This is a genomic window from Herminiimonas sp. GW821-FHT09C12, from assembly GCF_059416385.1.
Map to the genome: position 1 here is coordinate 658,492 of NZ_JBWKPC010000001.1, position 22,992 is coordinate 681,483.

Below are 22,992 nucleotides of genomic sequence, written 5' to 3' on the forward strand. Positions count from 1 at the left end.
AACACAGCGCATTGGGAGGGCAATCAAGATGAGGGAGGGAAACAGATGGCAAATATTCTAGTTGTTGACGACGAAATGGGCATACGCGAATTGCTCTCGGAAATCCTCGGGGATGAAGGGCATGTCGTGGCAACCGCAGAGAATGCACAGCAGGCGCGCGAGCTCCGTGCGGCAGCTAAACCCGATTTGGTCCTGTTGGACATCTGGATGCCCGATACCGACGGCGTCACACTGCTCAAGGAATGGCAACGCGACGGTATGCTGACCATGCCAGTCATCATGATGTCTGGTCATGCCACCATCGACACCGCAGTAGAAGCCACCCGCATCGGCGCACTCAACTTCCTCGAAAAACCAATTTCGCTGCAGAAATTGTTGAAGGCCGTGCAACAGGGCCTCACACGTGGGCAGGAAGTCACACGGATCGCAACGATGCCGGTACGCGCACCGATCGCGTCTGTTGATAGCCACAACCATCTGTCACTGGACAAATCTGTACCTACGGCCTCCAGCCAAATGTATCCGCAAATCGTCCCGTCTCCGCTGATGTCAGCCGATACGCAATTCTTTACCGCTTCGTTTGAATTGCCTTTGCGCGAAGCACGCGACGCCTTTGAACGCGCCTACTTCGAGCATCATCTCGGCCAGGAAGGCGGCAGCATGACGCGCGTAGCCGAAAAGACCGGTCTGGAACGCACGCATCTGTACCGCAAGCTCAAGCAGCTTGGTGTTGAACCAGGCAAGATCGCCAAAAAAGGACTATGACACTTGCGTCTCTGGTGCTGGGCGGACGCGCCGCCATCCGCGAAGCCACGATCTACACTCACATCGACGCCAATCTAGACACTGCCATCATCCTCGAAGGTTTGCCCGACGGGCACAGCGACCTTGACGCATTGGCAGTCAACTCCAAGCTGAAGATCGCACGCATAGCCCCCGGCTGCATGTGTTGTACTGGCAACATGATCATGCGCGTTACCCTCAACCGCATGCTGCGCGACAAACCGGCACGACTGTATATCAGCGTTGCCAACAGCGAACACATCGCGCAACTCCGTCTCTTCCTCACACAAGCGCCTTACGATAGTTTGCTCATGCTCACCGACGATATCGTGTGCGACAACGCAGCGCCGCACTAAGAACCCTTTACGATCTTCTGAAAACCGAATTTTCTGCGTCAACCCGATGCGGGAATGACGCGTTCTTACAAGAGATAACCGACAAGCTCTACGCGTTATCACGTACTACCTTGTTAATCTTGCCTCACAGCACTTAATTTCTGTTGTTACACGCCGTTACCAACTTATGGACGGAATGAATGTCCAACACTTGAAATTGCTCCAAGTAGCGCCACTTCCCTATCAACGCGATGATTTCTTCATTGCAATAGCGACAGGAGAATTATATGAACGTGATCTACAACAGCGAGCAATACAGCGTCGTGGAATTCGGCGTTGACGATGGGCAGGACGCCCTGCGTTTTGGCGGCTTTGAAATCATGGACAAACCGGCCAAACGTGAAATCTTCATCGCCGGAGCATCCGCAGAGTCATTCCGCCAGAATGTGCGGGAACTGATTGCGACCGAACCTAGCGTGGAAGAGATCGATGAGTTTCTTGGCAATTACGATTCATTCATGAGCCAGGCAGTCACGATACATTAAGCTGTTTTCTACTGCCTGCATTGGCCGGATGCGCCCAATGCAGGCATAATTCCCGCTTCTTCTTTAGCGCTCTATCGCGATGTACGCGAACTCTCATTTCATCGTCAGTCGACAAACCGAAGCACACCTGCAGCTACAAGCACAGGTTGCACGACATGCAACACACACTTTCCAGAAACCGGTCACTGCCTACAATCGCAGCGCATTTGAACACAGCATTGCGACATGGCAAGCCGCTGGCGCGCCGCCACTGATCCTGGATGCCGGTTGTGGTGTCGGTTTATCTACATTTAATCTGGCTGCACAATTCCCCGATCATTTCGTGATTGGTGTTGATCAATCGGCAGATCGCATTACGCGTAACACGCAATGGCCCGATGCCATCCCGTCGAATTGCCTGCGTGTACGTGCCGATCTGGTGGATTACTGGCGTCTGCTATTACAAAGCGGGATACGTCCGGCGCGACACTACATTCTCTATCCGAATCCATGGCCGAAGATTGGGCATCTGGCGCGACGCTGGCATGGTCATCCGATATTTCCGACTATCGTCGCCTTGGGTGGCGAGTTGGAATGCCGCAGCAACTGGCAAATTTATATAGAAGAGTTTTCTGCCGCACTGACACAATTGACGCAACAAACTGTCAGCAGTGCATCCTACGTTCCGGATCACTGCATCACGCCATTCGAACAGAAATATCTGGCATCCGGTCACACACTATGGCGCTGCCGGACACAGCTTGTGCATGCGTGAAACGCATCCGACATTAATTCTTCTCTCGTAGTATTTCGAGCAAGCGCTGTCCCGCCACTTCCAGCGGGCCGCTATTATCCAGTCGTATCACTTGCGGCTCGTCCGGCGCTGTAAATTCCTTGCCGCGCTTGAGGCGTTTCAGCAAAGCTGGCCCCTTCTCACGCTGCCGCGCTTCCAATCGTTCACGCAACAAATTTTCATTCGCCTCCACCCATACAACAATCGCATCAGGAAATGCCTGACGCAATTGCGGCACGTAGGCGCGAGAACCATTGATGACAACATCATGTCCCGCTTTCAGATCCGCCTCTATACCACGTCGTATGCCATAACAAAGATCGTTGGCTTGCCACACCATAGAAAATTGACCACCTGCTGCCAGCCGCCAGAAAGTCGAGACATCCACCGCTTCGTGTGCCTCGTTTGATTGCGCTGCACGCGTGATTGTTCTTTGCGCAAACATCACCTTATCGCTACCGGAGCAATGATCCCGAACCCACTGCAGCAAGGCATCTTTGCCCACACCGGAAGGACCTACACAAAAAAATATGCGTCCGCTAGTTGGCAACGTCGCCCGCTCACTTTGGGCAGAAAAGGGAATCCGCTTCCACTCAACGAAAGGTGCACCCGGATAATCTTCACGCGCGATCGTCAATGCATCTATCGTCAATGGCGCATGCTCCAGCGCTGCAGAAAAATGTTGTTCCGCTGCTTTACGTATTGCGTAAATCACATCGGCATCAACGTGCAAGAGCGCATCACTCAAGGTCATATGGAAGCGAAAGAATTCCTCCGTGTATGGATAACCCCAGCGTTGCAAAAGCGCACTCTGTCTTGCTGTTAATCCTCCACTTCGACGTTGCGCCAATTCCAGCTCCGTCAAAGGCGCACGCAATAAATCGAAATAGGTAACGCATCGCATCGCCAGCCCGCCGATTTCATCCAGCGGCCCATTAACCTGCAATGCCAAAAAATCTGCCAGTGGCCGCACACGCGGCTCATCCAGCACGATCGCTTTTTGCGTCGAGCAAAACGCGGCAGCCATTTCGAGTAAATGCGCTTCAGTAAAACCTTCGAATAAGCGAAAGGGTGCTTTCAGCGTTGCATGAAAGCCGTAGCGACGCGCATCTGCGGTCAAGCTGGCCAGCAATAATTTGGGAATACCGGGAATGTTGATTTGCGCAGGCGACTCTGCCACCTGCATCTCGCGCCCCAGCCAATGACTGCCAGCTTGCGCCCAGACAGAATCGGCGGGAGGAGTGAAGTAGAGTGCGTAGCGTGCCATAGCTACAGATGATACGCGCACAGCATCAGGCGGCGAGTCAATATCACAACGCGCGCCTTGCACGAGGCCGGTACTGCTGTGCATCAGCAAATCCCGAGTGCGCATAGCTCACCTGATGGTGGATGGATTGCGTTCATGCTAGTGGACAATTATGACCAGATTTTGACATTACAGACTGCACAAGCAATAAGGTCGGCATTTTTTCCCCGCGTGAAGAAAATACGACAACCGTCATTTTCAAAGGCTAAGCGGTAACACGCTCGTCATATTATTTTCCTCGACAGACAAGCCCACTCACAGTCGTGAGATACTGTAGCTATCATTCAGCTTCAACCAACGGAAACACATGTGCCAGCTTCTTGGAATGAATTGCAATGTCCCGACTGACATTGTATTCAGCTTCACCGGCTTCGCGACTCGCGGTGGCGGTACCGATGTCCACAATGACGGATGGGGCATCGCATTTTTTGAAGGCGCCGGTGTGCGCCACTTTGTCGACTATCAAGCTGCCATCGCATCGCCGGTTGCGGACCTGATTCGACGCTTTCCGATCAAATCGAAAAACGTCATCGCCCATATCCGCAAGGCGACCCAAGGCCATGTTGCTCTGGAAAACTGTCATCCCTTTGTGCGCGAATTATGGGGACGTTACTTCGTCTTTGCACACAATGGCGATCTCAAGGATTTCAATCCTGAATTGAACGGTCCGTATCAACCGGTAGGCACGACCGATAGCGAAGCCGCATTCTGCTACATCCTGCAGGAGTTACGCCGGCGCTTTGACGATGCCTTGCCTATGCTGCCGGAATTGACCGCAGCCATCGCCGAGTTAACCAAGGAAATTGCGCAACACGGCACCTTCAATATGATGCTGTCGGATGGTTCTGCCTTGTTTGCACATTGCTCGACCAATCTGCATTACATCGTGCGTCAGCATCCGTTTGCAGAAGCGACATTGTGTGATGAAGATGTGAAGGTGAATTTTTCTGAAGTGACGACACCGAATGATCGTGTCGCCATCATCGTGACTGAACCTCTGACCACGAATGAAACATGGACACAATTCCAGAGTGGTGAATTGAAAGTGTTTATCGACGGATTACCGCTGCCTTAAACGCCACATATTTTTCAGATCAAGACGACAAAAAAAAGCTGCAGGAAATTTCCTGCAGCTTTTTTATTAATACCTGCCGTTTAAGACAATGATCGTCTTAGGATAAATTCGGCGCCAACCAGCGCTCAACATCTTCCTTGCTGGCACCACGACGCGCCACCATATCGTTGACTTGATCGTCACCGACTTTACCGACCACGAAATACTTGGCTTCCGGGTGTGCAAAGTAAAAGCCCGACACCGCAGCACCAGGGAACATCGCGTAGGAATCGGTCAGCATCATGCCGATCTCTTCCGCCTGCAAGGTCTGGAACATTTCTTTCTTGACCGTATGTTCCGGACAAGCCGGATAACCAGGAGCAGGGCGGATGCCGCTGTACTCTTCCTTGATCAGCGCTTCGTTCGACAACTTCTCGTCAGCCGCATAGCCCCACAAATCTTTACGTACACGTTCGTGCAAATGCTCGGCAAAGGCTTCTGCCAGACGATCTGCCAATGACTTCAACATGATCGATGAATAATCGTCATGCGCATCTTCAAAACGCTTCTCGTACTTTTCAATACCAAGACCCGCGGTAACAGCAAACAGACCGATGTAATCAGCCACACCGGACGATTTAGGCGCAATGAAATCGGCCAGACATTGATTAGGACGTGCCACACCATCGATCACCGGCTTCACTGTTTGTTGGCGCAAGCCGTAGTAAGTGAAAGCCACCTTGGTGCGCGTTTCATCCGTATAGACTTCGATGTCGTCGTCATTCACCGTATTCGCCGGCAACAAGGCAATCACGCCATTCGCTTGCAACCAACGACCTTCGATGACTTTTTTCAACAAAGCCTGACCTTCAGCAAAAACCTTGGTCGCCGCATCGCCGACTACTTCATCTGTCAGGATCGCAGGATACGGGCCAGCCAAATCCCAAGTCTGGAAGAATGGGCCCCAGTCTATGTATTGCGCTATCGTCGCCAGATCAACATTCTTGAACACACGACGGCCGATGAACTTCGGTTTGACCGGCGCGTACTTACCGGTGAAGTCCAGCTTCATCTTGTTGGCGCGCGCTTGTTCCAGCGTCAGCATAGGCACAGCTTTTTTATTCGCATGCTGTTCACGTATGCGTTCGTAATCAGCTGCAACTTCAGCGATGTAGGCATCACGCTGTTCTGGCGTCAGCAGCGATTGCGCGACCGAAACCGAACGCGAGGCATCCGGCACATACACGACAGGACCATCATAGTTGTGTGCGATCTTGACTGCCGTGTGTGCACGGCTGGTCGTTGCGCCACCGATCAGCAAAGGCATTTTCAAACCGCGGAAGTATTCGTCACGCTGCATTTCTTTCGCAACGTAAGCCATTTCTTCCAGTGAAGGCGTGATCAAACCCGAGAGACCGATAATGTCGGCATTCTCTTCTTTCGCTTTGGCCAGGATTTCGGAACACGGCACCATCACGCCCATGTTCACGACTTCGAAGTTATTACATTGCAGCACCACCGACACGATGTTCTTGCCGATATCGTGGACGTCGCCTTTCACGGTGGCGATAACAATCTTGCCCTTCGGTTTGCTGACGATGCCGGTCTGCTCTTGCAGCAAACGCTTTTCTTCTTCGATGTATGGAATCAGGTGGGCTACCGCCTGTTTCATCACACGCGCGGATTTCACCACCTGCGGCAGAAACATCTTGCCCTGACCGAACAGGTCGCCGACGATGTTCATACCGTCCATCAACGGGCCTTCGATCACATGGATAGGACGACCGCCATTCGCGAGCAATTCCTGCCGCGCTTCTTCGGTGTCTTCGACTATCCATTGCGTGATGCCTTGCACCAGTGCATGCGCGAGGCGCTGCTGTACCGTGCCGCTACGCCATTCGAGCGTCGCTTCTTCTTTCTTGTCGCCGGCTTTCAGTGTCGACGCGATTTCGATCATGCGCTCGGTCGCATCTTCGCGACGGTTGAGCACCACGTCTTCCACGCGTTCGCGCAATTCCGCCGGCAGGTTATCGTAGACGCCGACCATACCGGCATTGACGATACCCATCGTCATACCAGCCTTGATCGCGTGATACAGGAATACCGTGTGGATCGCTTCGCGCGCAGGATCGTTGCCGCGGAAGCTGAAGCTGACGTTGGACACACCGCCGCTGATTTTTGCGTGCGGCAGGTTTTCCTTGATCCAGCGTACCGAGTTGATGAAATCAACTGCGTAGTTGTTGTGCTCTTCGATACCAGTCGCAATCGCGAAAATGTTCGGATCGAAGATGATGTCTTCTGGCGGGAAAGCAACTTCTTTCACTAGCAAGTTGTACGCGCGTTCGCAGATTTCGATCTTGCGTTCGAAGGTATCCGCTTGACCTTTTTCATCGAAGGCCATGACGATCACGGCCGCACCGTAACGACGGCACAACTTGGCTTCGTGCAGGAATTTTTCTTCGCCTTCCTTCATCGAAATCGAGTTGACGATGGCCTTGCCCTGCACGCATTTCAAACCCGCTTCGATCACCGACCATTTTGAAGAATCGATCATGATAGGCACGCGTGCAATATCCGGCTCGGATGCCACCAGATTCAGGAAGCGCGACATCGCTGCCTGCGAATCCAGCATCGCCTCATCCATATTGATATCGATAATTTGCGCGCCGTTCTCGACTTGCTGACGTGCAACCGCCAATGCTTCATCGTATTGCTCGTTAATGATCAGACGTGCGAACGCCTTGGAGCCGGTGACGTTGGTACGCTCACCGACGTTGACGAACAGCGATTGATCATCAATGATGAAAGGCTCCAGGCCAGACAATTTCATGGTCGGCGCTATCGTCGGGATCACGCGCGGCGCGATATTCTTCACGATGTCAGCAATGGCCTTGATGTGATCCGGCGTGGTACCGCAGCAACCACCCGCGACGTTGACGAAACCGCTTTCCGCAAAATCCTTCAACAGCGAAGAAGTAACGTCCGGCGTTTCATCAAAGCCGGTATCACTCATCGGATTAGGTAAACCCGCATTCGGATAGATACAAACGTAGGTATCAGCGATCTTCGACAACTCTTCCGCATACGGACGCATCAGCGCAGCACCGAGTGCGCAGTTCAAACCCACAGTCAATGGCCGCGCATGACGGATCGAATGCCAGAAGGCAGGCACAGTTTGTCCCGACAAAATACGACCGGACGCATCCGTGACGGTGCCGGAAATCATGATCGGGAAACGCTTGCCGGATTCTTCGAAGAATTGGTCGATCGCGAACAATGCCGCTTTGCAGTTCAACGTATCGAAAATGGTTTCAACCAGCAGCACATCGGCACCGCCTTCCACCAGCGCGCGCGTCTGATCCAGATACGCAGCAACCAGTTGATCGAAGGTGACGTTACGCGCCGCCGGATCGTTGACGTCCGGTGAGATCGACGCAGTCTTCGGTGTGGGTCCCAAAGCGCCGGCAACAAAGCGTGGCTTGTCCGGTGTCGAATACTTGTCGCATGCTGCACGCGCCAGACGCGCCGAGGCCACGTTCATCTCGTAAGCCAGATGAGCCATGTGGTAATCGTCTTGCGCGACAGTGGTCGCACCGAAGGTGTTGCTCTCAATCAGGTCAGCACCAGCGGCCAGATACTTTTCATGAATTTCGCTGATGATATGCGGCTGCGTCAGCGACAACAATTCGTTGTTGCCTTTGACAAACAGTTCCCTGCCGGGCGGTACATGTACGCCAGCAGCAGCCAGATCTGCGAAACGCGTGCCGCGATAATCCTCTTCCGTCAGCTTGTATTGCTGAATCATGGTTCCCATCGCGCCATCCAGAATCAGGATGCGGCGCGCCATCAGGTCGCGCAGGAGAACTTCAGTAGGGCAGAGAGCGTCGCGTTTCATCGTCAATTCTTTATCTATTCGTTATCGGTGCAGCCACATAAAAGCAAAAACCCGGACACAGGCCGCGCCGGGTTAACAAGTATGAAAACTAGGTGAAATTATACGTTAAACCCCATGTCCTTAGCCGCTTCTTATCCTTTTCACAACAGACACAAACCCGGCTGTCAGTCACTACATCGCTGGTGCCGATTCGACCAAGTTGCCGTCTGTCGCATGTTTCGACTTGGGCATTCGTGATTCATTCATTTTCAGGGTCAGGCATTTGGCTGCACCACCCGCCTTCATGAATTCCGTCAAAGCAATCTGATGGACGTTAAAACCCCAACGCTCCAGTTGCGCGCACAAGCTCAACGACGCCTGGCTCAGGAACACATGCGTACCGCTATTGACTGCATTACAGGCGAAATGAAGTGCATCGCCCTGCGATACGGCAAAGCGTTTTTGCGCTGGCACGCGTGCCGCAATACGCGCTTGTGCAGCGGCATCGAAGGCATCCGGGTAATACAGCAAATACCCGCCTTGCAAAGGACAGAAGCAAGTGTCCAGATGATAAAAGCGCGGATCAGCCAGTTTCAAAGATTGCACTTCAATATTCAGCATCTCGGCGATCAAAGGCGCGCATGCCACATCCGAACGATGACCGTTACCGAACCACAGCAGATCGCTGCCTCTATCCAACAAAGCGTCACCGGCACCTTCAAACGGCAATGCATGCGGCATGTGCAACACGTTCAATCCACGCGCAGCGAACCATGCGGCAAAATATGCTTCCTCAGGTTTGCGTTCAACATGACGGAAGCTCGACAAAATCACATTGTCACCAAGTACCAGGCCGCCATTCGCAGTAAATACCATGTCCGGCACGCCCTCCGCCGATGGCATGCACTCGACGCGCGCTACTGCTTGCAAGGCATGAACAAGCTCCTGCCATTGTCCTTGCGCAGTCAGGCGATCGCCATGCGCGACATTCCCTTCCATCCACGGATTGATGATGTAGGAAACCTCAAAATGCTCAGGCGCGCACATCAGAAAGGTATCGAGATGTTTCATGTGCAATCCTCCGTATGTGGCGTGGGTAAAGTGGCGAATACATGTTCGATGATGCGCAATGCTGCATCGATTTCTTCTGCGCTGATAATCAAGGGCGGCGCAAAACGCACGACGGTGTGATGCGTCTCTTTCGACAGCACGCCGTTTTCCATCAAAAGCTCACAGAAGCTGCGCGCCGAAATAATTCTGGGATCCAGTTCCAGTCCTATCAGCAAACCCTTGCCGCGCACACTGCGTATTGCCGGATGCTGTAGCGCATGCAAACCATCACGCAAACGTTGCCCCAGTCGCTGCGCCGTTGCAATTAACTCGCCATCACGCAGCAAGGACAGCGCTGCATGACCAACTGCCGCAGCCAAAGGATTGCCGCCGAAAGTGCTGCCGTGATCGCCAGGCGTAAATACATCCATCACATCGCGTCGCGCCAAAAATGCCGAGACCGGCAACAAGCCGCCACCCAACGCTTTACCCAGAATCAGACCATCCGGTTTGACGCCTTCATGATCACAAGCCAGCAAGCGTCCGGTGCGTCCCAAACCGGTTTGTACTTCATCGCAGATCAGCAACACATTGTGACGCGTACATATCTCGCGACATTGCGCCAGATAGCCATCCGGCGGCACGATGATGCCGCCTTCACCTTGTATTGGCTCGACCAGAAAAGCCGTAGTGCGCGGCGTAATCGCGGCTTCCAGTGCCGCCGCATCGCCAAAAGGTATCGTCACAAAGCCGCCATCAAACGGGCCAAAACCATCGCGGTACTGCGCCTCGGAAGAGAAACCGACAATGGTCGTTGTACGTCCGGAAAAATTACCGTGGCAAACGATGATCTCGGCTTGTTGATCGGGTATGCCTTTGACCTTGTAGCCCCATTTACGCGCCGCTTTCAAAGCAGTTTCCACCGCTTCGGTGCCGCTATTCATCGGCAAGGCTTTTGGCATGCCGGTCATCTCGCACAGCAATTGCAAAAATGCGCCTAACTGATCGGTGTAAAACGCGCGTGAAGTGACGGCCAGCTGGCCAGCCTGATGCGTGAGTGCGGCAACCAAGTCGGGATGACTGTGTCCGAAGCTAACGGCGGAATACGCGGACATCATGTCCATATAACGCTTGCCGTCTTCATCCCACAACCAGATACCTTTGCCTTTAGTCAATACGACCAGTAAAGGCTGATAGTTATGCGCGCAATAGCGATCTTCCAATGCGATGCGATGACTGCTCACGATGACGCTCCCTCAAAAGAAAACCCCTGCGGAACGATGCAATTCACCCTTACATGGTAAGACTAATGCCGAGAAATATTTCTGCGTTATTGAACGTCATTTAGGTATAAAGTGAACGAATCGTGCACATAAAGAGATATTTATGGAGAAATTCGACCGCTACGACCGCATCCTGCTGGAAACCCTGCAAAGCCACGGGCGCGCCTCCAATGTGGAGCTATCAGAGCGCGTCAATTTATCGCCGCCACAATGCTATCGACGCGTGCAAAGACTGGAACAGGAAGGTGTGATACGCGGCTATAGCGCGCAAGTCGATGCGGCTGCGCTCGGTCTCGGCGTCACCGCTTTCGTGAATTTGAATATTGCGCGCGAACAGTTCAAGCAAGTGCGCGAGTTGGAAAAAGCAATACGACAATTCCCGGAAATTCTAGAGTGCTACACCATCTCCGGCGACTTCGACTACCTGCTGAAAGTCGTCGCCGTCGATCTGAAATCGCTGTCGTCTTTTTTGACTGATCGCTTGATGCAGGTACCCGGCGTCGCTGGTGTACGGTCTATGGTCTGCCTGGAAGAAATCAAACCCGCCAGCCCTTTGCCGCTACCGGATTAACCTACTCCATCAAACGACCACGTTCGCCGCAGCCTTGCAGCTTGCGGCTGCCTATCGTGACTTCAGCCGTCCATGGATACTGTGCGCCCGACATATTGTCGGTACAGGTTTGCTGCAACATGCGGATCTGGATAGAGGTGCGCTCGTTCTTCGCTGTGAAGGTACGCGCCGCGCCATCGTTGCCGAATGGGGTATAGACAAAGTATTCGGCTTCCTCACCCAGACTTTCGAAGCGCAGCTTGCTGAAGTCTGCAGTGAATTTCCAGAATGGCTCATTACCGTGCGCCCACCAGATCACCACGTTGGCCATTTGCATATTTCGTTCTGGCTGCGGTGCTACCGTTTTCTGCTTGATCGCATCTGCACTCTGGCAGGCAGCTAAAAACAGTGTCAGCAAAATGATGCTTCTTTTCATCGCACATCTCCCGTCGAACAAGACCGCAACATCTGCCAGAAACTTTGCAAAAACGTCTTACTGGAAACGCTTATCTTCCAACTCAAAGCCCTTCAAAAATTCCACCGCCGACAAACGTTTGCCGCCCGGCTTTTGCAATTCAGTCACGCGCAATGCGCCATCGCCACAAGCAACCAGTACACCGTCGTGCGGATTCGCCGCGATCACCTGACCCGGCGGCAATTGATTGGAAGCAGGCACCGCTTCCGCATGCCAAAACTTGATCAGCGTGCCATCGCAAGTCGCAGCAGCACCGGGGAAAGGATTGAAAGCGCGTATCTTGCGCGCCAACACGACAGCGGACTGCGTGAAATCCAGCGTCGCTTCATCCTTCAAAATCTTCGCTGCATAGTTGGCACCATCAGGCTGTGGCTCGGCATGCAGATCGCCTTGCTCCAGCTTCCGTAAAGTATCAACGATCATCTCGCCGCCCAGCTTGGCCAACTTGTCGTGCAGACTCGCGGTCGTATCATCTGTCGTAATTGGCAAACTTTGCATAGCCAGCATAGGGCCGGTATCCAAACCCAATTCCATTTGCATGATGGTGACGCCAGTTTCCGCATCGCCAGCTTCTATCGCGCGATGGATAGGCGCGGCACCGCGCCAGCGCGGCAACAAGGATGCATGAATATTGATGCAACCACGTGGCGGAATATCCAGCACCGATTGCGGCAGGATCAAACCATAGGCAGCGACCACCATCACATCATGTGGCGTTGCCTTCAACAAGGCATGTGCGTCTGCGGCAACATCGGGATATTTGCCGTCGAGGCGCAGCGATACTGGCTGCGCGACAGGAATGTCATGCGCCAAAGCAAACTGTTTGACGGCAGACGCGTGCAATTGCATGCCGCGACCGGCAGGTCGATCCGGCTGCGTCAAGACGAGCGGAATTTCAAAACCTGCTGCGTGCAGCGACGCCAAGGCGACCGCCGCGAATTCCGGTGTGCCGGCAAAAATAATTTTCATGAGGGGATTGTAGTACGAGCAGCACAGGATGCGAACCCATGCGTGCTATTGATTGGAAACAACAATACCGGACTCACGCTGAGTCCGGCAACAACAGTCAGGATTGCGCCGAACGCTGTTTGTTGGCGCGATTGATCTCACGCTCTTCTTTCAACATTTTTGCCTTGATGCGATTGCGCTTGAGCGGCGACAGATATTCAACAAAAACCTTGCCTTTGAGGTGATCCATTTCATGCTGGATGCACACAGCCAGCAAGCCATCTGCTTCCAGTTCGAATTGTTTGCCGTCTGCATCGAAAGCTCGGACTTTCACTTGAGCATGTCGTTCTACACCGTCGTACACACCGGGAACCGACAGACAGCCTTCGTCGTAGACCTGCATTTCCGGGCTGGCCCAGATGATTTCCGGATTGATGTAGGCACGCAATTCGGTGTGCGTTTCCGAAGTGTCGATCACGATGATTTGTTCGTGTACATCGACTTGTGACGCGGCCAAGCCTACGCCCGGCGCTTCGTACATGGTTTCTGCCATGTCGGCGACCAGCGTCTTGATGCGTTCATCGAACACGGTGACCGGCTTGGCAACTTTATGCAGCCGTGGATCGGGGTAACGCAAGATATTTAATATGGACATACGTGCTTTTGCGCAACAAGGCGGCGGGTTAGGAGCGTGGTTCTTCTTGCTACTTCAAGGATTTATGTGCAGAATTTGATTCAATTTGGCAAGTTTTTTCACGAATTCGTTGGTTCGTTATTAACATGCTGCAGCACAGCGTCAAAATTGGCCAATTACCGGACAGACCATGAAAAATTTTAGCACAGCTGCACTCTTCCTCGCACTTGTCTCTGCCGTTTTACCCGCAACAGCCTTCTCCCAAACACCGTCAAATGCCGTCTCAGGCAATGCCCGCTGTGCTTTTCTGGCCAATGCACCCGATCAACATGTGGTCGTGCGTGGCGATACCTTGTGGGGTATTTCAGGCAAGTTTCTGGAGCGTCCTTGGTGCTGGCCACAAGTTTGGGACATGAATCGCGAACAAATTCGCAATCCACACTGGATTTATCCAGGGCAAACCGTATATTTCGACCGCGTTGCAGGGCGTTTGCGCCTAGGCAAAGAAGTCGGCAGCGACAATAGCGGCGTGCCTACCGTGCGCCTGTCGCCACAAGTGCGCTCCACCGATGCCGCCTCGGATGCGATTTCTGCCGTTTCGTTTAAATCGATAGAACAATTCCTGACCAAACCTTTGATCGTTGAAGTCGACGAGCTGAAAAATACGCCACGCATCGTTGCCACACAGGAAGGCCACGTCTTTCTTGCCAGCGGCGACAAGGCATATGTACGCGGTGATTTGCAGGGCCGCACCTCATTCCAGGCTTTCCGTCCGGGCAAGCCTTTGAAAGATCCGGTCACCAAGCAAATCATCGGCTACGAAGCCATGTACCTCGGCACCTTGAAACTGCAACGCCTGAGCAAAGCCGAGAACGAACCGCACACCTTGACGGTAATCACCGCCAAGGAAGAAATGGGCGTCGGCGATCGCCTGATTCCGGAAGAACCGACACCATTCATCAACTACGTGCCACATGCACCTGAACAGCCACTTGAAGCGCGCATCGTGTCCGTATACGGCGGCGTGTCGCAAGCCGGACAGAACCAGATCGTAGCGATCAATCGCGGTGCCAAAGACGGCGTCGATATCGGCACTGTGCTGGAACTGCGTCGTCTCGGCTTGATGGTGCCGGATCGCACCACAGGCAACGGCCGCGGCTTGATCAAACTGCCGGATGAACAATACGGCGAGCTGTTCGTCTTCCGCGTCTTCAACAATATCTCTTATGGTCTGGTGATGCAGGTAAGGGATACGGTGCAAGTTGGCGATATCGCCAAATCGCCGGAATAACATTTCCATCACAGGTCACAACGATGCCTGCATCGGACGATATTGCACACTGGCTCCGGCTGGAGCAAACGCCCGGTGTCGGCCCGGAGACCGCACGCAAACTGCTCAGTGCGTTCGGCCTGCCGGAAAATATCTTCAACGCCAATCTCTCCGCATTACAAGCCGTAGTCTCGGATCGCATCGCGCATGCGCTGCTGGCACCACTTTCCGAACCAAGCAAAACACTGATAGCACGTACGCAGGAATGGGCAACGCAGACAGACAATCATGTCTTCACGTTAGCCGATGCAGATTATCCAGCGGCCCTGCTTGAAATCTCCGATCCGCCTATCCTGCTTTATGCAAAAGGACGCGTCGAATTATTGTCGCGCCCCTCTCTAGCCGTCGTCGGCAGTCGCAATGCAACAGCACAAGGCATCAGCAACGCAGAGAAATTTTCCGAAGCACTCAGTCTGGCCGGATTAAGCATAGTCTCCGGCATGGCCTTAGGCATAGACACAGCAGCGCATCATGGCGGATTACAAGCCATACAAAAAATGCAAAGCGCAGGCTCCACCATCGCCGTCATCGGCACGGGTGCCGACATTGTTTATCCCGCACGCAATCGCACACTCGCACATCAAATTGCAGCAGCAGGTTGCATCCTCAGCGAATACGCACTTGGCGTGCCGGCCATCGCATCCAACTTCCCACGTCGCAATCGCATCATCAGCGGTTTGGCACGCGGCGTACTAGTAGTTGAAGCTGCCTTGCAATCCGGCTCGTTGATCACGGCACGCATGGCCGCCGAGCAAGGGCGCGACATGTTTGCAATTCCCGGCTCGATACATTCGCCTTTATCGAAAGGCTGCCACCAGTTGATCAAGCAGGGCGCAAAGCTGGTGGAATCAGCACAGGATATTTTGGAAGAACTGAAATACGCGCCAATTGCGATGACAACAAATGCACCTGTAGAGCAAATTGAAATCAATGCGCCCTACGCACAGGTATTGCAAACGATGGGGCACGATCCCGTTGATGCCGACACCTTAGCCATGCGTTGCCAGCTCGACATCGCCGCCATCAATGCACATCTGCTTTCTCTGGAATTAGATGGTCTGGCAGAAATGTTGCCGGGCGGCTTATATCGACGCATTGCCTGAAGATTATCGTTAATGAGTGTTTAGCTAATGCTTCAGCACACAAACACAACGATCATTTCAATTTGACATCGCATCCTTGCACACAAAATTTCCGCCCCTATTGGCAGTAGCATTTTTAGTGGTATCCTTCTTCTCAGTAAGCGCTGTTTTTTGATCTGCCGCTGTCGTAACACCTCTTTGTAGTGTGTGTTGTGTAAAGAGCGTGATTCATACGCATCCGATCCAGGCGGCACCAGCAATGGTGACGTCTTAACCCAAGCGCTACGGTGAAGCCATGTTTGACGTTCTAGTCTATCTGTACGAAACCTATTACCGGCCCGATGCCTGCCCGGACTCTGAGGCGCTGGTAAAAAAACTATCCGCTATCGGCTTTGAAGAAGAAGAGATCGAGAAGGCTCTCGGCTGGCTAACTGCGCTTGCCGAGACCACGAATGAGCTCTCCGACTCTTATCCGCATCAGACGGCGTTCTCGTTCGGCATCCGCATCTACGCGACACAAGAGATGGATGTACTCGGTACGCCTGCGGTCGGCTTCATTCAATTCCTCGAATCGGCCAAGCTGATCAACCCGGTCCAGCGCGAAATCGTCATCGAACGCGCACTGGCAGCCGGCGAATCGCCGATTTCGCTCGAAAAGCTGAAGGTCATCGTATTGATGGTCTTGTGGAGCCAGGGCAAGGAACCGGACGGTCTGATATTCGACGAGTTATTTCTCGACGATGACGACGCCCCACCACGGATGCTGCACTGAAGTATGCCGTTCCAGCATGTCCGGCCATCCCGGACATGCTTCTTCAACAACACACCAGCTTTCTTTTTCGCATCTCTTTTGCCTCCCGCTTGCGGATTTCCCAGCAACGCGCTTATCATTGGCCGCTTGACGGCTATGCAATTATTATATTAGGCAGCGTTTTCATGAGAAACCGCCCGTTTGATAAGCTGCAAGCCGCATGTTGTGCAGCATATAGCGCGTATATTGACGCGTCCATTTCGAGACCCTATTTACTATGACAAAGACCCTCATCATTGCCGAGAAGCCATCCGTCGCGAACGATATCGCGAAGACGCTCGGCGGCTTTACCAAGCACGATGAGTACTTTGAATCCGACGAATACGTCCTTTCATCCGCCGTCGGCCATCTGCTTGAAATCGCCGTCCCGGAAGAATACGACGTCAAACGCGGCAAATGGTCATTCGCGCATTTGCCGATGATTCCACCGTATTTCGCGCTCAATCCGATCGCCAAGACCGAATCGCGCCTGAAAATACTGAACAAGCTGATCAAGCGCAAAGATGTCACCGGCCTGATCAACGCATGCGATGCCGGGCGTGAGGGTGAACTGATTTTCCGCCTGATCGCGCAACACGCAAAAGCCAAACAACCGGTCAAACGTCTGTGGCTGCAATCGATGACGCCAGGCGCGATTCGTGAAGCATTCAAGAATCTGCGCAGCGATGAAGAAATGTTGCCACTGGCTGACGCCGCGCGTTGCCGTAGTGAAGCAGACTGGCTGATCGGCATCAACGGTACCCGTGCGATGACCGCCTTCAACTCGAAGGAAGGTGGTTTCTACCTGACCACCGTTGGTCGAGTACAGACACCGACGCTGTCCATCGTGGTTGAGCGCGAAGAGAAGATTAAAAAATTCGTCCCGCGTGATTACTGGGAAGTGCGCGGAGAGTTCGTCTGCGCTGCCGGTATTTATCAAGGTCGCTGGCTGGACACATCCTTCAAAAAGGATGAAGTTGATCCGGAACGTCGCGCCGAGCGTCTGTGGAGCAAGGCTGCGGCCGAATCCATCGTCGCTGCCTGCCGCGGCAAGCAAGGCAATGTCACCGAAGAGTCGAAACCGACTACTTCAATGGCACCGGCGCTGTTCGATCTGACCAGCTTGCAACGCGAAGCCAATGCGCGCTTCGGCTTCTCTGCCAAGAACACGTTGGGTCTGGCACAAGCGCTGTATGAAAAGCACAAGGTCTTGACCTATCCGCGTACCGACTCACGCCACTTGCCGGAAGATTATCTGCCGACCGTGCTGGAGACGCTGGAAGTTATCGCCGAGAACAATAATTACCACCAGTTCGCCAAGCAGATCACCGACAACAAGTGGGTCAAGCCGAACAAGCGGATTTTCGATAACACGAAGATCAGTGATCACTTTGCGATCATCCCGACCACACAAGCGCCGAAGAATCTGTCCGAGCCTGAGCAAAAGCTGTACGACCTTGTGACACGTCGCTTTATGTCGATCTTCTTCCCTGCGGCAGAATTCCAGGTCACGACACGCTTTACCGAAGTCTCCGGCCATCAGTTCAAAACTGAAGGCAAGGTCATGACCAATCCGGGCTGGCTCGCGGTTTACGGCAAGGAAGTCATAGACGAAAAAGATCCGGAAAACAGCGGCACGCTGGTTCCTGTCGCCAAAGGCGAGAAGGTCAAAACCGAATCGGTAGTCGCCAACGGTCTCGTCACCAAACCGCCCGCACGCTATTCTGAAGCGACGCTGTTGTCGGCGATGGAAGGCGCCGGCAAGCTGATCGACAACGACGGCTTGCGTGATGCAATGGCTGGCAAAGGCTTGGGTACACCAGCGACCCGCGCCGCCATCATCGAAGGTTTGCTGAACGAGAAATACCTGCTGCGCGAAGGCCGGGAAATGATCCCGACCGCAAAAGCATTCCAGTTGATGACTTTGCTGCGTGGTTTAGGCGTCAATGAATTGACCGCACCTGAACTGACCGGCGAATGGGAATACAAGCTGTCGGAGATGGAACGCGGCAAGATCAGTCGTGAAGAATTCATGCGCGAAATTGCACAGATGACGCAAATCATCGTCAAGCGCGCCAAGGAATACGACAACGATACGATCCCCGGCGATTACGCGACACTGAAAACACCATGCCCAAATTGCGGCAGCGTGGTGAAAGAAAACTATCGTCGCTTCGCCTGCACCAAATGCGAATTTTCGATGAGCAAAACGCCAGGCAGCCGTCAGTTTGAAATCGCTGAAGTCGAAGAACTGCTGACCAATAAAACCATCGGACCGCTGCAAGGCTTCCGTTCGAAGATGGGCCGTCCGTTCGCTGCCGTGTTGAAAATCTCGCGCGATGAAGAGATCAAGAATTTCAAACTGGAATTCGATTTCGGTCAAAACGACGACGATGAAAACGCCGAAGCGATGGATTTCACAGGCCAGACCGCTCTTGGTCCTTGCCCGAAATGTGCTGGCAATGTGTACGAATTGCCTTTGTCCTACGTTTGCGAAAACTCAGTCGCCAAACCGAAGACTTGCGATTTCCGTAGCGGTCGCATCATCTTGCAACAAGAAATTTTGCCTGAACAAATGAGCAAACTGCTCAACGAAGGTAAAACTGATTTGTTGCCTGGCTTTGTCTCGCAACGCACACGTCGCGCGTTCAAGGCTTTCCTCGTACGTGGCAAAGACGGCAAGACCAGCTTCGAATTTGAACCACGCAAAGAGAAAGCACCAGCCAAAGGTAAAGCAGCGGCTGTTGCAGATGGTGAGACAGAAGCCAGCAATGACGCACCGGTAAAAGCCGCCAAAAAAACAGCCGCCAAACCAGTTGCCAAGAAAGCTGTCGCCAAGAAAAAACCGGCCGCCAAGAAAGCAGCCGCGTAAAAAAGAAAGATCGTACTGCGCATCGCACGCATGCGCAGTACACTTGAGTTGTATCCAGGTTAGAACAAGTAAGCGAATACACATTGCACGGCAGCAGAAGCATCCATCAGGTTCGATCATTCAACAATGCGCCTACGTGATGGAACGAGTTGCATCAATTTTCGACGCAAACCTTGTATCACCAACCGAGGGGAACTCTCATGGATCAACTTGAATCCACCGTCCCAAGCAAAGACGATTGCAACATCGCCATGCTCTCCCATCTACTGGGCATTTTTACCGGCTTTCTCGGTGCACTCATCATCTGGCTGCTCAAGAAAGACGATTCCACATTCATCGCATCACAAGCCAAAGAAGCATTGAATTTCCAAATCACGATCACCATCGGTTTCATCATTGCGTGGCTACTGGCATTCATCCTGATCGGCGTGATCTTCGTCCCTATCTTGCTGATCGTTAATCTGATTTTCTGTATTCTGGGGGCTGTTGCAGCTTCCAAGGGACAAGACTATCGATATCCATTTGCGGTTCGTTTGGTGCAGTAAAATTTGCGAGGTGGGAAAAGCGAGATACTCTTTTCCCACTGCACAATTCACAAACACATTTAATTCCATTCCAAATATGGCCACAGAAAATTTCCTTTCTTTTCCTGTCGATCTGCCCGTTCCGCACAACGATGGCGCCTGCAATCACTTGTGTGGATCAACACTGCCATCCATCGCTTTGCAGGCAACATCTGGCGTGACCGTCGATCTGTCGAAAGAGCAAGCGCCCTGGGTTGTGGTGTATTGCTATCCGCGTACCGGTCGGCCCGGTCATGAATTACCCGGTGGTATGGATGCGTGGAATGCGATTCCTGGCGCACGTGGTTGCTCGCCGCAATCCTGTGGCTATCGCGATCATTATGCGGAACTGCAAGCTTTGGGGGCGAATGTCTATGGCCTCAGCACGCAAGACACCGAGTATCAAAGCGAAGCGGTGGAAAGATTGCATCTACCTTTCCCCTTGCTGAGCGATGAACAACTCATACTGGCGAAAGCGTTGCAGTTACCGACTTTCACGTTCGCGGGCCTGGAGTTGATCAAGCGCCTCACGCTGATCATACGTGCCGGTCGAATCGAGGAAGTGTTTTATCCAGTGTTCCCGTCGGATGGCGATGCGGAACACGTGATTGAATGGCTGCAAGCACGCAACCATAAATAGTCAAGAATAGCCGCGTTCACTCTCGCGGCTATACACCTTAGTTAACCGCGATATCTTCCAGCGCGAGCAGAAAGCGCTTGCGCTCCAATCCGCCCGCGTAGCCAGTCACCGCACCCGATGAGCCGATCACGCGGTGGCAGGGCACGATAATCGATATCGGATTTTTCCCGATGGCTGAACCGACAGCGCGCAATGCCTTGGGATTACCAAGTCGTTGCGCGTGCTGCGCATAGCTGACGCTTTTACCAAATGGAATGGCGCTCAGCTCTTGCCAAACCGAACGCTGAAAATCTGTTCCAGCCAAATCCAGCGACACATCGAACTCAGTCCGCTTGCCGGAAAAATATTCGTCCAATTGTTGTGCCGTACGCTGCAAGTGCTGTGATGCAGTCGATTGCGCCAACGCTGCTTGCCAGCCATCTTTACCTTTGAAATGCTTATGCTCTTCAAAATAGATACCGCAAATTCCATTATCCGTCGCAGCGATCAGCAAGATACCAACCGGGCTTGGATGTTCGATATAGGAAATCATGATTACTCCTTCGTTGACATCAACATCGACCTGTTCATTTAATAAATCAACTCTTCAACTAATTGAGTTCCACAACAACAGCGCTGCATACGCCCGCCATGGCGACCAGTTTTTCGCGCGTTCAAGGAGCTGCTTTTCCGTCAAACGCTCTCCGCCTTCCACTTCCACTGCCGCTTTTTGCAAACCCAAATCGCCAGCAGGAAAACCATCCGGAAAACGCAGTGCGCGCATGGCAATGTATTGCGCCGTCCATTCGCCGATGCCACGCACCGTTTTCAAATGTGCGACGGTTTCTTCCAGAGATACGCCCGGCTTCATTTTCAAACTGCCTTGTGCTGCAAATTGCGCCAGATTAAGAATGGCGCCAGCACGCGCCGTCGGCATTCCAATCGCTGCAATATCCGCCACCTGGGCATCAGCAAGTTGCTCCGCCGTAGGGAAGTGATGACTGAGCCCTATGAAAGGCGTATCCGCAAGTGTGCCAAAGCGCCGCACCAATCGACCGGACACGGTAGTCGCTCCGGCCACACTAACTTGCTGCCCCAACACCGCACGGATTGCCAATTCAAAGACATCAAAGGCACCAGGCACACGCAAACCCGGCACCTTGCTTATCTGCTTAGCCAACAAAGGATCCAGCGATAGGTGCGCCGCTATGATTTCCGGGTTCGCATCGAGGTCGAATTGACTGCGTACACGCGCCAGCAAGGGCATCAACACATGTGCAAGATTCGCAGGCAAAGACAGTTCGAGCTGATTCTTGGCTGGCAGATTCGTAATACGTAGCCAGCCGCTAGCGTCATCCAGCTTCACGCTACGCACATACGACATGGTACCGGGCGCATGCTCTATCACGGCTTCTACGCCCGGTATGGCACGTCCTGAGAGGTAACGCAGCATCGCTGCCCACGCGTATGGCGGACGATAGGCAAGGCGCAATGTGATGGCTTCCTGCCCATCGTTGGAAGGCGTGCCTGCTGCGCGGCGGATGCTGGTCGGTGCCATGCCATAGCGCGCCAGGAACAGGGCGTTAAAGCGTCGTATGCTGCCAAAACCGGCGGAGTAAGCCACATCGCTCATGGGCAAGCAGGTTTCCTGCAGTAACTTTTTGGCGAACAGCAAACGCTGTGTTTGTGCCAACTCGACAGGCGTGACGCCGAAGTGCTCCAGTAAAACACGGCGCAATTGACGCGATGACAATCCAACTTCTTCTGCCAATCTTTCTGTATCGCCATCATTCAAAGCGCCCGCAGCAATCCTTTGCCACACTGCATAAGCAAGATTTTGTTGTAGTGCATACGGAGCGAGTTCAGGACGGCAACGCAGACATGGACGAAAGCCTGCTGCTTCTGCAGCTGCAGCCGTACTGAAGTAGGTGCATGACGATGCACGTGGGGTTCTGACGGAACAGACAGGGCGGCAATAGATGCCGGTGGTTTTCACGCCAACGAAAAACACGCCGTCGAAACGCGCATCCTTCGCCGCCAATGCGCGATAGCAACTCTCTGCAACCAAGCTTGCATCAGGGGTGTGGTCGTTGAATTTGCGCATGTCCATGCCGTATTTATACGCGT

Annotated in this window: 21 protein-coding genes; 12 read left to right on the forward strand and 9 right to left on the reverse strand. The window is 53.2% G+C overall.

What is annotated here, in order from left to right:
• Positions 1–45 precede the first annotated feature (45 nt).
• The 4 genes from AC07N2_RS03100 to trmB all read left to right on the forward strand — a co-directional run bounded on the left by AC07N2_RS03100 (position 46) and on the right by trmB (position 2,417).
• The gene (locus AC07N2_RS03100; RefSeq protein ID WP_494776952.1) at positions 46–765 is read left to right on the forward strand and encodes a response regulator; all 720 of its coding nucleotides are present in this window, start codon (positions 46–48) and stop codon (positions 763–765) included.
• Positions 762–1,139 (forward strand): GTPase, encoded by a 378-nt coding sequence (locus AC07N2_RS03105; protein WP_494776953.1) that lies wholly within the window; start codon positions 762–764, stop codon positions 1,137–1,139. The genes AC07N2_RS03100 and AC07N2_RS03105 overlap by 4 nt, the downstream gene beginning before the upstream one ends.
• Before the next feature lie 266 nt (positions 1,140–1,405).
• Positions 1,406–1,663 (forward strand): BTH_I0359 family protein, encoded by a 258-nt coding sequence (locus tag AC07N2_RS03110; RefSeq protein WP_494776954.1) that lies wholly within the window; start codon positions 1,406–1,408, stop codon positions 1,661–1,663.
• 79 nt (positions 1,664–1,742) lie between these two features.
• Complete coding sequence (gene trmB / locus AC07N2_RS03115; RefSeq protein ID WP_494776955.1) at positions 1,743–2,417, forward strand: tRNA (guanine(46)-N(7))-methyltransferase TrmB; 675 nt, start codon at positions 1,743–1,745, stop codon at positions 2,415–2,417.
• A gap of 13 nt (positions 2,418–2,430) precedes the next feature.
• Here trmB and phnN read toward each other — a convergent pair whose 3' ends face one another.
• Positions 2,431–3,807: a phosphonate metabolism protein/1,5-bisphosphokinase (PRPP-forming) PhnN gene (phnN, locus tag AC07N2_RS03120; protein WP_494776956.1), complete on the reverse strand. Its 1,377-nt coding sequence runs from the start codon at positions 3,805–3,807 to the stop codon at positions 2,431–2,433.
• 241 nt (positions 3,808–4,048) lie between these two features.
• Here phnN and AC07N2_RS03125 point away from each other — a divergent pair, with 241 nt between their 5' ends.
• Entirely contained in the window at positions 4,049–4,816 is a 768-nt protein-coding gene (locus tag AC07N2_RS03125; protein ID WP_494776957.1) for a class II glutamine amidotransferase, read from the forward strand.
• A 97-nt stretch (positions 4,817–4,913) separates the two neighbouring features.
• Here the strand turns inward: AC07N2_RS03125 and metH are convergent, their stop codons facing one another.
• From metH to rocD, 3 genes are all read right to left on the reverse strand, one after another.
• Positions 4,914–8,690: a methionine synthase gene (metH, locus tag AC07N2_RS03130; RefSeq protein WP_494776958.1), complete on the reverse strand. Its 3,777-nt coding sequence runs from the start codon at positions 8,688–8,690 to the stop codon at positions 4,914–4,916.
• 171 nt (positions 8,691–8,861) lie between these two features.
• Positions 8,862–9,740, reverse strand: coding sequence for a dimethylarginine dimethylaminohydrolase family protein (locus AC07N2_RS03135; RefSeq protein WP_494776959.1), 879 nt, complete (start codon positions 9,738–9,740; stop codon positions 8,862–8,864).
• A complete protein-coding gene (rocD, locus tag AC07N2_RS03140; RefSeq protein WP_494776960.1) occupies positions 9,737–10,963 on the reverse strand; it encodes an ornithine--oxo-acid transaminase in 1,227 nt (408 codons plus the stop codon). Before rocD ends, AC07N2_RS03135 begins: the two co-directional genes overlap by 4 nt.
• A 142-nt stretch (positions 10,964–11,105) precedes the next feature.
• Between rocD and AC07N2_RS03145 the strand changes: the two genes are divergently transcribed.
• Positions 11,106–11,573, forward strand: a complete 468-nt coding sequence (locus AC07N2_RS03145; protein WP_494776961.1) for an Lrp/AsnC family transcriptional regulator — start codon at positions 11,106–11,108, stop codon at positions 11,571–11,573.
• Between the two features lies 1 nt (position 11,574).
• Here AC07N2_RS03145 and AC07N2_RS03150 read toward each other — a convergent pair whose 3' ends face one another.
• The 3 genes from AC07N2_RS03150 to def form a co-directional block, all read right to left on the reverse strand.
• Positions 11,575–11,988 carry a COG3650 family protein gene (locus tag AC07N2_RS03150; RefSeq protein WP_494776962.1) on the reverse strand — a complete coding sequence of 138 codons (414 nt, stop codon included), beginning with the start codon at positions 11,986–11,988 and terminating at the stop codon, positions 11,575–11,577.
• Positions 11,989–12,045: 57 nt separating this feature from the next.
• Positions 12,046–12,996 carry a methionyl-tRNA formyltransferase gene (gene fmt, locus AC07N2_RS03155; protein ID WP_494776963.1) on the reverse strand — a complete coding sequence of 317 codons (951 nt, stop codon included), beginning with the start codon at positions 12,994–12,996 and terminating at the stop codon, positions 12,046–12,048.
• 97 nt (positions 12,997–13,093) lie between these two features.
• Positions 13,094–13,630: a peptide deformylase gene (def, locus tag AC07N2_RS03160; RefSeq protein ID WP_494776964.1), complete on the reverse strand. Its 537-nt coding sequence runs from the start codon at positions 13,628–13,630 to the stop codon at positions 13,094–13,096.
• A 169-nt stretch (positions 13,631–13,799) separates the two neighbouring features.
• On the opposite strand from def, the gene AC07N2_RS03165 reads away from it, so the two are divergent.
• From AC07N2_RS03165 to AC07N2_RS03190, 6 genes are all read left to right on the forward strand, one after another.
• Positions 13,800–14,900, forward strand: coding sequence for a LysM peptidoglycan-binding domain-containing protein (locus AC07N2_RS03165; protein WP_494776965.1), 1,101 nt, complete (start codon positions 13,800–13,802; stop codon positions 14,898–14,900).
• A 23-nt stretch (positions 14,901–14,923) separates the two neighbouring features.
• Positions 14,924–16,042 (forward strand): DNA-processing protein DprA, encoded by a 1,119-nt coding sequence (gene dprA, locus AC07N2_RS03170; RefSeq protein ID WP_494776966.1) that lies wholly within the window; start codon positions 14,924–14,926, stop codon positions 16,040–16,042.
• A gap of 274 nt (positions 16,043–16,316) precedes the next feature.
• Complete coding sequence (locus AC07N2_RS03175; protein ID WP_076592633.1) at positions 16,317–16,793, forward strand: Smg family protein; 477 nt, start codon at positions 16,317–16,319, stop codon at positions 16,791–16,793.
• A 256-nt stretch (positions 16,794–17,049) separates the two neighbouring features.
• A complete protein-coding gene (locus AC07N2_RS03180) occupies positions 17,050–19,683 on the forward strand; it encodes a DNA topoisomerase III (RefSeq protein WP_494776967.1) in 2,634 nt (877 codons plus the stop codon).
• Between the two features lie 200 nt (positions 19,684–19,883).
• Positions 19,884–20,228 carry a DUF4870 domain-containing protein gene (locus AC07N2_RS03185; protein WP_494776968.1) on the forward strand — a complete coding sequence of 115 codons (345 nt, stop codon included), beginning with the start codon at positions 19,884–19,886 and terminating at the stop codon, positions 20,226–20,228.
• 76 nt (positions 20,229–20,304) lie between these two features.
• Positions 20,305–20,886, forward strand: a complete 582-nt coding sequence (locus AC07N2_RS03190) for a peroxiredoxin (protein ID WP_494776969.1) — start codon at positions 20,305–20,307, stop codon at positions 20,884–20,886.
• A gap of 37 nt (positions 20,887–20,923) precedes the next feature.
• Here the strand turns inward: AC07N2_RS03190 and AC07N2_RS03195 are convergent, their stop codons facing one another.
• Together AC07N2_RS03195 and AC07N2_RS03200 are read right to left on the reverse strand one after the other, a co-directional pair.
• Positions 20,924–21,418 carry a methylated-DNA--[protein]-cysteine S-methyltransferase gene (locus AC07N2_RS03195; RefSeq protein ID WP_494776970.1) on the reverse strand — a complete coding sequence of 165 codons (495 nt, stop codon included), beginning with the start codon at positions 21,416–21,418 and terminating at the stop codon, positions 20,924–20,926.
• 54 nt (positions 21,419–21,472) lie between these two features.
• Entirely contained in the window at positions 21,473–22,969 is a 1,497-nt protein-coding gene (locus AC07N2_RS03200; protein ID WP_494776971.1) for a DNA-3-methyladenine glycosylase 2 family protein, read from the reverse strand.
• Positions 22,970–22,992 lie beyond the last annotated feature (23 nt).